Source organism: Bacillus cereus group sp. BceL062, from assembly GCF_051780025.1.
Classification (GTDB): Bacteria; Bacillota; Bacilli; order Bacillales; family Bacillaceae_G; genus Bacillus_A; species Bacillus_A toyonensis.
Genome location: NZ_JBPWGY010000006.1, coordinates 146,920 through 159,173, shown reverse-complemented (window position 1 = coordinate 159,173; position 12,254 = coordinate 146,920). Strand labels below are relative to the sequence as shown.

Sequence of the window (12,254 nt, the reverse complement as noted above, 5' to 3'; positions counted from 1 at the left end):
ATGTTGAAAACTAAATTCAAAAAAATCATGCTAACAAGTCTATGTGTAGGTACTCTTTTCTTGAGTGCAGCATGTGGAAATAGCGAAACAAATGTAGGAGAAGAAAAAGATAAACAGGGGCACACTCCTAGAGAAATGATGTTGGATTTTGTAAAGGCCGACTTACAACATGATAATAAAACAATTAGAAAACTTATCGTCGATGGAGATAAAAATAAAATTTTAGATCCGAATCAAGGACCACAAAATAATTTATCTTACAAAGATTATACAGTAAAAGAGTATGTGGTAGATAAGGATACAATTATGTATAACTTTATTTCAAAGAAGCCCCCTAAAAATATCGATAAAGCAGTGAAATGGGTAAGAGTAGTTCGTACAGAAGATGGTTTCAAAGTTCGAAGTTATGCTGCCCCTTATCGAAATGAAATCGATGAAGTAGCAAATACTAAACCGACAAATGAGTTTAGTTCGAAAAATTAATAGGTTTCCCATAAAAGGGGGAGTAACATGTAATGAAAAAGTTTATTACCCTATTGTTATTAATTTGTACTTTGATTTTAGCATTTAATTTACTTTTTAAAGCTACCCCAGTATATGCAGAGGAAGAACCCAGACCTTCTCTTATAGATGATATTATTCCAAAGAGTAAGGAAAAATTAAAATATGAGGAATACCCTCCAAGTAGCTATGGGATTGATATTTATACACCAGAAGGTGGATTTGGTGAATCCCTTAAGTTCTGGAAATGGGGGGATAAAGTTAAAGAACAAATGGTTGCTGTATTATTTAGTCTCATAAGTATTGGATGGACCATTAATCTTGGAATTAGTACTTTTGTTACAAGTATGGTCGGCCAATCTATGAGTCTCAATATTGTAGCTGATGTAGGAGATAAATTAGGTGATGTAATATCTAAAGCAGCAGGGTTCAATGGTTCTTGGGGTAATGGAATATATAGTGAATTAATTGGACTCATGTTAGCTTTATTAGCTTGCTGGGTTATCTGGGTAGGTTTTGTACAACGACGCCAGTCAGATATGCTAGGAGGATTGTTAAAAGCATTAGGTATTTTAGTTTTTACTTTAGGTTTTTTCGCAAATTCAAGTTATATTATCAAAGGATTGAACACTTTCTCGGAACAAGTAAATAAAACTGTTCTTGATTCAACACAAAGTATTAGTGGAGCAAGTGAAGGATATTCAAGCGGTGTCGATTCCATCACTGATTTAACACACACCCTATTAATCAAACAATCTTATACATTATTACAGTTTGGTACAACAGATATGAAGAAAATCGGTGATGAAAGAATTAAGGAAATGTTAACAATAACAGCAGCAGATGAAAGGCAGGAGCTATTAAAAGAGGAAGTAGAGCAGAAGAAAAATACGATATTAACTTTAGATGCTACTTTTGAGCGTGGCGCTTTAGTATTACTACTTTTCTTAATCAATGGACCTTTATGGGTTGTCTTAGGCTTATGTAGTATGGCGATGTTATTTTATCAATTAATGTTTATCATCGTAGCGCTGATGTCACCAGTAATGTTATTGATGGCTTTAGTACCTGCATGGACTGGGACAGCTAAGAGATTTTTATCTGAATTGTTCCGAACGCTACTTATGAAAGTTGCAATTGGTTTTCTATTAACTTTAATGTTTTGGGTTTCTTCAATCTTATATAGCGCAACTGATAAGTATGGTTATTTAGTAGTTGCTGCATTACAAGTACTTTCGTTCTTAGGTGTTTGGTTATATCGTAAAACAATTTTCGATGCTATTACTACAGTACCAGCAAGTGCAGGAGCTGCACGGGCATCAGATGCTATGAGTAATATTAGGCAGAAATATCGTGATGTTAAACGTGGATCTAAGACAGTTGGAAGAGGTGTAGCAGTAGCTGGCGCCACGGGTGTTGCAAGTGCGGCAATGGCCGGGAAAATGGGAAAATCAGGTTATAGTAAGTTTAAACAGTTGAAAGAAAACTATGCAGATAGAAAAGAAAAGGTAGCAGATGGTAAACGTAAGGAAAAAGAGCAAATGCAAGCGGAAAAAGAAAAAAATATTAATCAAATGAAAAAAGAAGAAAACTTAGGTGTTCGCGATAGAAAAGGAAATCAGGAGCAAGAAAGGGTTAAAGAAGAAGTAGCCGCAACTAAAGAGAATCCAGAATTAGCAGTACGGGGGAAACATCAAAATAATGATCCTGAATTACAACAAGCAGAACTAAAAGTTAAAGAAGAAGATGTAAAAGCGGATGTTAAACCAGTAGGACAATCAAACGAAGAACTAAATAATAAAGAAGATGTGAAAGCTCATGTTAGACCAGTAGCAAATCAAAATAATGGTGGACTTGAGAATAAGCAAGAAGACGTAAAGGCGGATGTTAAACCAGTAGCAACAATTAAAACACCAACGGGTCAAACAAAGCCAGTTACAACACCACAGTCAGGAACAACACCAATACCAGCGAACCCAATAGAGAGTAAGCCAATTACAACACCACAGTCAGGAACGACACCAATACCAGCGAATCCAATAGAGAGTAAGCCAATTACAACACCACAGTCAGGAACGACACCAATACCAGCGAATCCAATAGAGAGTAAGCCAATTACAGCACCACAGTCAGGAACAACACCAATACCAGCGAATCCGATAGAGAGTAAGCCAGTCACTACTTCCCTGGTGAGTACACCACAAAAACAAGTAGAGGTAAAACAAGTTAATCAACAACAATCAAAAAATGTTCCTAAAGTGAATAATCAACAACATGTAAAAGAAGGGGCAGTAATTAAAAAAGTTGACCAAAAGTACAAACACAACAAGAAGCTGTGAACTACTCGCCACTTAGCAAAGCTTGAAGTGGGAGCTTCTCAGTTCCGCGAAGAAAGTAACCTTTCGTCTCCCTGAGCGTTACTTCGGGGTGTTCCACCCCTAGATGTCCAACGTATGGACGCTCTTTTGGTACGGTTGATATTTTACGCAGGAACCGAATGGCTTGTTTTTCGCACTCTATTTTCTTCCTGCAACCTTCTATATCAAGTTATCAAAGAACTTCATGTGGTTAGTTTATTAAAAGTTTTTGGCTATGCCAAACCGAATTTTATCTCCCACTTATCGTTGGGCTACGCCATTCACACGCTTGAGGGAGGAGAATTCTTTCAGGGAATACGTTAAAAAATATAAAAGCAAAAGAAACCAAAAAACAAAAAAATTCAGCTCGTGAGGGAGGGTTTATACATTGAGTGCGGAACTAAATCGCGACTTTGAAAATGAACACCATCCTGTAGCTGAACTAGGGAATGCTAAGCCTGCCTTGAAAAAGGCAGGCCATTCTTTAGGGAAGATGGCTGGTAAAGGAACAAAAGTAGCGGGTAAAGCAGTTGCACAAGTAGGGAAGAAAGTAGCGGTAAAAGTAGCACAGAAGGCAGCTACAGTTGCTGTTGCAAAGCCGTTATTAATAGTTGCCGGTGTTATTATGGCTGTTGTTTTAGGTTTAGGTATAGTGATATTTTTATTAACTGCCACAATGAGTGAAGATGAAGTCAGTCCTGGGGGAATTGGTGGTCCTTTTGCACCGGGTACTGCAAGTGTTAGTCCTGAAGTAATGAGATGGGAGCCATTGGTAAGGAAATATGCGGCGCAACATGGCATAGAAGCAATGACTCCATTAATATTAGCTCTTATTCAACAAGAAAGTTCTGGAACACAATTGGATGTTATGCAAAGTTCAGAATCACAAGGGTATCCTCCGGGGTATTTTACTGATCCAGAGGAAAGTATCAAATATGGTTTAATGCATTTTGCTGATTGTCATAAAAAATCAAATGGTGATCAAAATACTACATTACAATGTTATAACTACGGAACCGGATACGCTAACTATGCAGTATCGAAAGGTGGATATACACACGAGAATGCAAGAGCATTTTCTGCAGAACAATCAGCTAAAAATGGTTATAGATGTGCATCATGGCGAAGTGCGGAGGCAGTAGCTAATAATTGGTGTTATGGTGATCCAGACTATGTCCCACATATTATGAGATACTATCAACCTGGTCAAACCCCTAGTGGTTCTGGTGGAATTGCTGGTGGTAGCGTTTTAGGTGATGATGTATTCCAAGCAATTATGGCAGAAGCACTAAAGTATCAAGGATGGCCATATGTGTTTGGAGGGCGAACACCAAATACGTCATTTGACTGTAGTGGAATTATTGAGTATACGTATTCAAGAGTTGGTATTAATTTATTTGGTACTGCACAAACCCAATGGGATAAAACCCAACGTATAACAGATCCTAAGCCAGGAGATTTAGTGTTTTTCCATAGTACTTATGCTACAAGTAACTACATTACGCATGTTGGCATTTATGTAGGAAATAATACAATGTATCATGCTGGCGATCCGATTGGCTATGCTGATTTAGGTAAACCATATTTTCAACAGCATTTTGCGGGATATGGTCGTGTAGTTAGATAATTATGCATGTAACATCTAGCAACTTATGAAACTGCGAAAAGGAGGTAAATCATGAAGAAAATCACCATTATACTAGCAATTTTATTAATAGCTAGCGTAGGGTTTTTAATAAAATATCAATCTGATAATGAGAAACTTAAAACTGATAATATAAAATTAACGAAAAAAGTGGAAAAGGTGGAGGCACAATACAATAATACGAAAAAGGAGTTGTCAGCTCTAAAGAGTAACAATCAACAACAAGTAAAGGAAGCTGCAGAACGATTTCTTAAAGCTTTCCGTACTTATGATACAGGTAAAGGCGAATCATACCTTGCTAATATCGATGCATATATAACACCAAATGCAAAGAAAGAATTAACACCTCCAGGTGGACCAACACAATCTGCTCCTGGAACTGGAGATGCGAAAGAAAAGAAGAAAGTTTCCTTTCAATCTGAATACACAGGTGGCGAGTTATATTATGCATTTTTGGATACTACAAAAGCAAATGTATTAGCAAAAGTGAAAAGTAAAATTACAGTTAATGGTGTTTCATCTGATAATATGTCATTAATGCAAATAAATCTTATCTATGATGGAAATAAGAAGTTATGGCTTGTTGACAAACTTATACCTTTAGCAGATTTAAAAGATCGTATGCCGTAAGTAGGAAACTGTACACGATATGGTAGCGTACTAGAAATAATCCCCCTTGTCATTTTAAATAAGGGGATTTTTTACTTTTTAGTAATTTATATAAATGATAATAAAATTATTGAATAAATAATTATTGGTCTTAAATTGAGCAAGATAAACTGTATTAAGTAATTTTAAACTAAAACGATTTTAGTAGATTCTATATTTCGAGTTTAGTAATTTATTTTAATTTTAAAAATGGAATTAATTCTAAGGGGTGTGAAGAATGTGTTATAGAATCAAATTTCCTTAAGAAAATAATCAGGTTAGAATCGAAGAATTAGAAAATAACGCATTTATTATAGTTGAAGCAAATGGTTCTGGAAAAAGTAGATTAGGGGCATGGATAGAGAAAAAGGCTTTGAGAACATACATAGGATAAGTGCACAAAGGTCTTAAATATTTAAGGATTTTATTTTTTGGTGAAGAAAAAGGAGAACGCAATCAAAACAAGGGATAACGTTGGAATTGGGGTAAATATATTTATATGAATAATTGATTAAACGCTTTAATCTATGATACCTTATATTGATATATTGTATTTAATAGTGTATTAGAGGTGGACTTAGATAATGAAAAAGATTTATACAATGACATTATTATTATTTATGGTATTTATAGTATACTCTGCTTTTATGGATATTGTAAGAGAGCACATAGGTAATATAGCTGATTATATTAGGGTGATTTTATTTTTTCTTTTAGGTCTTTTTGTAAATATAATACTATCAATTGTAATAGGGAAGATATTTAGGTGGATGGGTAATAAATCTTCAAAAAGAAAAAAAATAGGGTTATATACATGGACAGGTGGGATACAAGACGTAGAAAAAGATTTCCAAGAAATAATAGGGAATTCTAAGTCTTCAAAAAATATTATTTATAACATGGAAGAATTAGAAAATAAAATAAAACGATATTTTTATAACGATAGGGATAAATTAAAAAGGTATAAAGCTTATTTAAATGTGGTGGAAAAGGATAATATGGTAGTAGTATTTCAAACTTTTGTTATGTCAATATTATCATCTTCTTTTGCCAGTATATTAGTAACAGGGAAAATTAAAGGTATTACAGAAAATCTTCTACCAAACATGGGAAAAGGGCTCTCTGAGACATTCTATTATGGATTAGGTGCTATGTTTTTATTTTGTAGTATAGGGGCTATAATTGCACCTCTTATGAATCAAAGTGATAAAACTAGGGTGAGAATAATGCAAGAGACAATTGATATATGTATTGATCAATTAAAAGAAAAGGAAGATTCATCTAATAAATTTAATGGATAGATATTTAGAAAGTACCTGTGGTAGGTGCTTTTTTTGTTGCATCAAGTTGTATTTATTGCATGTGAATCACAACCTCAAGAAACTCTTTCGGTCCGAATTACTTCCAAGAAAACCTATATATTTGTGGAACATATCGATAGGAAACACTAAATAAAGTGAACCATCTTCTGATTCTTTTTCTAATACCCTTTTTTCGTAAAGGAGTATATGTATATTTCTTTGCGCGCAATTAAAAATTCAAAACAACAAAAAGATTTTTTTCATATAGAAGTAATTTTAGATAAGAATTTAATTGATTAAATATATAATTATTTTAACGTTAATTCTTATAAATAAAATAAGTGGTAGGTCTATATAAAAAACAATTAAAAAACTTAGTTTCTCAGTTAAAAGTAACAATAATTCAAGTAGAAGTATTATTTTTGAACTTTATAAATATTGAACAAGGGAGAGGAGATATTTTTATGGATTTAAAAAATTATGAAAAGCTACAGGTACTACGTAGATATAAAGAGCCAATTCAAGCGGTATTGAGAACGGTTAAAAGACACGATAAAGACGATCCAGATACTGAATATGCTGAGTTTGCCCTTGAAAATGGTAAGATTATAGGTATTTGTAAAAAAGAAGACTTCTCTGATTACTCTTTTAGAAGTATTACTCAATTCACAGGTAATATTTTTAATGTAGTAATTACACAAATGTCTGATGAACTGGATATAAATAAAGTACAGGTTTCAGTAAAAGAAGCTAGCAGGAGATCGGCAGATGCGTTAATTCGTGAGTTAATAGAATTGGAGCAAGATGAAAGAATGCAAGAGCCAGCCTACGAAGCAGAAGTAACTGGATACAACATGAATGCTCAGGTTCCTACTATATTCTTACGTATCAATGGTGCGGAATGCTTCATGAAATTACATGAACTAAACTATGGAAGAGTGTATAAAAACGCTGTGGATCGCTATGCACCAATTGGTGAACGTATCCCAGTTAAGATTCTACAATTTAATCCAGAACAGCGACTAATCCACGTTTCTAGAAAAGCTGCCGTGGAAAATCCTTATCAGTTATTATCTGAATTAGCTGAAGGGGATACAATTGTAGGAAGGGTTGTAAATGTTGACCCGCGTTTTGGTGTTTTTGTTGAATTGGACCAAGGCTGCACAATTAAAGGAATTGTCCCTAAAACAATCGAACAGCCAGTGTTGGATGACGTAGTAAGTATGAGAATTGTAAGTGTGGATGTGGAAAAAGAGAGAGGGTCGGGGGTTATCTTTAAGTTTCCATTTGGACGCAAAAAAGTTAACGATCCAACGGCGTTTTTATATAATTAATGAGTGCGCCGCAGGTTTCCGTACAAGAGAATGGAAAGGCGGTTCAATATTGGCTTAATAGGGACCAATCTTTATCACTTTGGGATGACCCCTCTTTGCAGGGGGGGCCAATTCTTCCAGATAAATTCAAACCACTCACAGATTTACGTAGTATATATGACAGAATTAATTCAGGTTTTATAAATGAAAAAGACAATTTAATACTAAAGCTTATTTGGGATTCATTAGTGATTACTGAAGCTCAAATTAAAAATTTTGTGGAATCTAAAATTAGTAGGTCACAGGTTTCAGAATCGCTGAAAAAACTGGTACTGTATGGATTTGTTAGTCGATGGGAGATAAAATCGGGGCTATTTCCAGATCAACCCAAAACCTCTGCTCCAATCACTTTAAATACTGCTGGTCATTTGATGATGTGGGCTTATCATAACCGTAATACAAACTATTCTTTAAAGCCAGAACAGTGGTTAAGACTTGGAGTAGCAGGGGTACAAAGATTTGTCACTATGAATCAAATAAAATATGAGTTTGCAGTTAGCCAACAGCTATTAAAAAACTGGTGTTGGTATCCAAAGCTAAAAGGTACTGGTAATGGTTATAATCCAATTGCCGTTGGAGAAATTAAAACTCCAATTGGAAATCAAAACTTCATATTTGAAAGGGTACAACAAGGTCAGCGATATGCACAACATTTAAAATTGCGATTGAAAATTTGGGAAGATCACATTCAAAATGGACCAAATAATTTATTGAATTTCGAAAACACGAAGAGTTTACCAGGAATTTTTATATTATCTATATCTAATCTCGCTTTAGCAGAACATGTTAGAAAGGAGCTAATGTTAGACTTACGAAAGATCCCTATAATGCTTGTAATAGACGAATGCATTCACAGTGAGGGATTCGCAAAATCTTTTTATATCTCAACTCAAAACGGAATTCAGCAAGCACCATTGCCATTTTTGAGATAACAAAAGCTGCTTCAGGTAAATATGCTGAAGCAGCTTTTTGTTGTTCTAACGATGAATCGATATGCACAGTTCAACTTTTGTTTGCAATATATCTAATTTCATTTTTTATAGATTTCAATTAGAGTTGTTTAAATGAAAAAACATTGTGTTGAATAGATAATTAAAGAAGGCTTTTCTACTCTTTACTAGAATGAAAAGTAATGTATAATCTACTGTCCCTAAATGTAGCAAGGAGGAAGTAAAATTTGAACAGGAAAATTTGGTTTATATTTACTTTTTTAGCTATTTTAGTAGCTAGTTATGTTGTTGTCCAATATTTTATTATGGATGGATTTCAAACAGGGCTGGTCAAAATGAAGCTTATGTTTGTTTCTAAATTAAGTAGTTTTTGGTACATTATATTATTTATACATATTACAACTAGTATAGTAGCGTTAGTAATCGGTCCGTTTACATTATCCACAAAATTTAGAGGAACGAAAATCAACCTTCATCGAATAGTTGGGAGAATCTATATGATTGGTATATTATTAGGTGGCGTTTCAGGACTGTACTTATCCTTTTACGCTATGGGGGGATTGGTAGCAAAGCTTGGTTTCGGTTTGTTATCCGTATTGTGGCTAGCATCAGCATATCAAGCATTAAATAGAGTTAAGAATAAGAAAATTAAAGATCATCGAAATTGGATGATTAGAAATTATTCCTTAACCTTTGCGGCAGTTACATTAAGAATTTGGCTACCTTTGTTTGTATTGCTATTTGGACTAGAGCAGTTTGAACTTAGTTACGCTGTTATTGCTTGGTTAGCGTGGGTACCAAATTTAATTGTTGCAGAATTATTTATAAGACAAAGACTTAATAAAGGGCAATACCAGGAAAATGAGGATTTACATTTTTGATGCCAATCTGATGTAATGTTGATGACAGAGTTCTTCAGTAATTCAATGGCTTTTTAAATGATTTTTCCTGCTGAGATTTTGTAGGAAGAAAATACTAAAATATTTACTAAAAAGCTTCAATATATGAGGCTTTTTTCTTTGTGTAGAGTTACTTTCCAAAAAGAAAAGCCACCCAAAGGTGTCTCCCTCTACTCAATCTACATAAGACTTTTCTTACAGCACAAATATATCTGGGTTCCCACCCAATTTATATTTTACTACATCTTTTTATAAAGTTTAATTAATTTAATGTGAATTTTATAAAGAAAAGACACCCATATAAGAGTGCCTTTTCCGATAGTTTTTTAGCAGAAGCAAGAAGCTCCAACAATGATTAATAAAATAAATAAAACAACTAATAAAGCAAATCCTCCGCCACAACTACCGCAACTACCACCAAAGCCCATTTTAATCTCTCCTTTGAGTAGGAGGGGAAAATTAAGGTCACTCATGTATTTTAATGGATTCACTTTACCTTATGTTTTTAGGTATTAATTGAGCAGGTCCTTTTGAAAATAAAAAAGACACTCAAAGGTGCCTTCCTCCGACTTGAACCACATTCGTTTAATATAAATGTATCAGTATTATCCCTTTGTTATACGTGTAAACACACCCTATAAAACAGAATCGTCTATATATACCAGATTGTTAGTTTACAAAATACAAGAGAGTTGAGATCAATATTAGAGTGACGCGACATCTTTTATAATTGTCAATATGTTACGTCTTTCAAAAGAATCTGCTTTATAGAACGTGTCCACAATTGATATTTTACTACATGTAATATTTATTTAGTGTAATTTTTACAAATATGTATAATTACATAAAGTTTATGAGAAAAAGAGAATATACTTTGATATTGTGTAATAAAGACAAGGCCCACCTACGGAAATAGGCGGGCTTTTTTATTGGGTATTACTATCTGAGTGTACAAAAGGGAATTTGTATTTAAATAATAGCATATCCTTAAAGTTCTTATATTGAGAAATAAAGAAAAGCCACCCAAAGGTGCCTTCCTCTAATTTGAATAACCTGAAATTGAATTTTTTTCATTTTTATAGAAAATATTAGGAGTTCACTTTGATTTTTATGTTAAAATATTCAATATTTGTATTGATATTAGGGAGATGAATAGTATGTCTTGTGATTTCAACATGGATTCTAGTGATTATAAAAGTAGTTCTAAAATCTTAGAATTATTAGGTAGTCCAAGTCGTTTATTAATTGTAAGTGAATTGATTGTAAGTGGTACCTTAACAGTTTCTCAGTTGAGTACAGCGACGCATATTTCGGAACCTATGATTTTACAACATTTGCGAAAACTAACTATAGGTAATATTGTAATTAGCGAGCGCAAAGGCACAAGACTTTATTGCAGAGTAGAAGATAAGAAGGTCATTGAGATTACTGAATTATTAGGATTAGCACATTAAGTTCTATGCTACGTATTTTTGGAATTTAAGCAATTTATGATTGAAACAGTAATCAAAAGAAAAGCCACCCCAAAGTGCCTTCCTCCGCCTTGAACCATCTTCTTTTACTTGTACAATTGATGTTAAGAAGGTACTGTATTGCTTAAAAGACATAAAAAAATGTAACAATCATTGAGTAAGTATAGAATCAATAAATAGAATTATATATGTAATATTACATATATATAGATTTATTTATATATAACCTGTATATTTTAATTGTCTGTTATTTGTTTTAATTCATTTACTTATATTATTTTTTGAGCGCTCCAGCAATGGAGCCTTTTTTATGCAATAAAACATTTTCTTTGCTCTATTTAGTTAATTTATATTAACTTTATGATTCCTCATACTATTAACAAGGTTCCAGCATTCATTGCTTCATCCTCATAATGTATAAAACGAAATGGAAGAGGAAAAGTATAAACAGCTCATTTTGTTGAAATGGATGAATTATTGGATAGTGATCGTGGCACAGATGGAGGATCAACAGTAGTTAAATAATAAGGGCTAGGATTTTTCCCAGCAAAGAGTTATGTCGTACAGAAAAATAAGTGTTTGCAAATTAATTAAATTGTACAGAGATAATAAAAATAAAATTGTTTAAAAAATGCCAGTCATGTTATTCAACAATTGGGCGCTATTATTGAATAAAACTTAGCTTATTAACCAAATTTGTTGTGATATTTTTGAATACAGTGAAAGCATATATCGAAAATTATATAACTTATTTTAACCCCGTTCTAAATTCAGAACGGGGTTATGCTTGATTTAGGTTTTAAAATCGAATAACTTTATTATCTTTTTACAGTTATATTTAAAAATAAAATAGTTATTTGAAAAAAAGACCTCTTATGGAAAGATAAGAGGTCATCAAAAAAATGTTGTATTTGAAACACGTGATGTTTCACAGAGATATTATATCATAAATCAATATATTATGTATATGCAATATATTGATTTATGAAAATAATAAAGGTTCATAAAATCTATATTTTAAGTAGTTCAGCCCCTTGGAGGGCGCTCCAAGAGGCTAAGATTCGAGAATTTTTAAACTCTTGCTTAATTATATGAGAACTCGCTAAAG

9 protein-coding genes and 1 pseudogene are annotated in these 12,254 nt (G+C 33.2%); 9 read left to right on the top strand and 1 reads right to left on the bottom strand.

All coding sequences use genetic code 11. The features are described from left to right. The 8 genes and pseudogenes from ACS2MN_RS15975 (at position 1) to ACS2MN_RS15940 (ending at position 9,656) form a co-directional block, all read left to right on the top strand. On the top strand, positions 1-483 hold the full coding sequence (locus ACS2MN_RS15975) for a hypothetical protein (protein ID WP_061530268.1): 483 nt from the start codon (positions 1-3) through the stop codon (positions 481-483). Positions 484-515: 32 nt separating this feature from the next. Continuing rightward, a pseudogene (locus tag ACS2MN_RS15970) lies at positions 516-2,866 on the top strand (CD3337/EF1877 family mobilome membrane protein). A gap of 380 nt (positions 2,867-3,246) precedes the next feature. After that, entirely contained in the window at positions 3,247-4,485 is a 1,239-nt protein-coding gene (locus tag ACS2MN_RS15965; RefSeq protein ID WP_346994658.1) for a bifunctional lytic transglycosylase/C40 family peptidase, read from the top strand. Positions 4,486-4,536: 51 nt separating this feature from the next. Beyond that, on the top strand, positions 4,537-5,133 hold the full coding sequence (locus ACS2MN_RS15960) for a hypothetical protein (RefSeq protein ID WP_098805703.1): 597 nt from the start codon (positions 4,537-4,539) through the stop codon (positions 5,131-5,133). Positions 5,134-5,735: 602 nt separating this feature from the next. After that, positions 5,736-6,452, top strand: a complete 717-nt coding sequence (locus ACS2MN_RS15955) for a hypothetical protein (protein WP_346994657.1) — start codon at positions 5,736-5,738, stop codon at positions 6,450-6,452. 464 nt (positions 6,453-6,916) lie between these two features. Further along, positions 6,917-7,786, top strand: a complete 870-nt coding sequence (locus tag ACS2MN_RS15950; RefSeq protein ID WP_438894719.1) for an RNA-binding protein — start codon at positions 6,917-6,919, stop codon at positions 7,784-7,786. Then, positions 7,786-8,757, top strand: coding sequence for a hypothetical protein (locus ACS2MN_RS15945; RefSeq protein WP_098805706.1), 972 nt, complete (start codon positions 7,786-7,788; stop codon positions 8,755-8,757). The genes ACS2MN_RS15950 and ACS2MN_RS15945 overlap by 1 nt, the downstream gene beginning before the upstream one ends. 245 nt (positions 8,758-9,002) lie before the next feature. After that, a complete protein-coding gene (locus tag ACS2MN_RS15940; protein WP_098805707.1) occupies positions 9,003-9,656 on the top strand; it encodes a DUF2306 domain-containing protein in 654 nt (217 codons plus the stop codon). 344 nt (positions 9,657-10,000) lie between these two features. On the opposite strand, the gene ACS2MN_RS15935 is transcribed toward ACS2MN_RS15940, so the two are convergent. Continuing rightward, positions 10,001-10,102 carry a YjcZ family sporulation protein gene (locus ACS2MN_RS15935; RefSeq protein ID WP_079995239.1) on the bottom strand — a complete coding sequence of 34 codons (102 nt, stop codon included), beginning with the start codon at positions 10,100-10,102 and terminating at the stop codon, positions 10,001-10,003. 729 nt (positions 10,103-10,831) lie between these two features. Here ACS2MN_RS15935 and ACS2MN_RS15930 point away from each other — a divergent pair. Beyond that, positions 10,832-11,128 carry a metalloregulator ArsR/SmtB family transcription factor gene (locus ACS2MN_RS15930; RefSeq protein ID WP_098805708.1) on the top strand — a complete coding sequence of 99 codons (297 nt, stop codon included), beginning with the start codon at positions 10,832-10,834 and terminating at the stop codon, positions 11,126-11,128. The last annotated feature ends 1,126 nt before the right edge of the window (positions 11,129-12,254 follow it).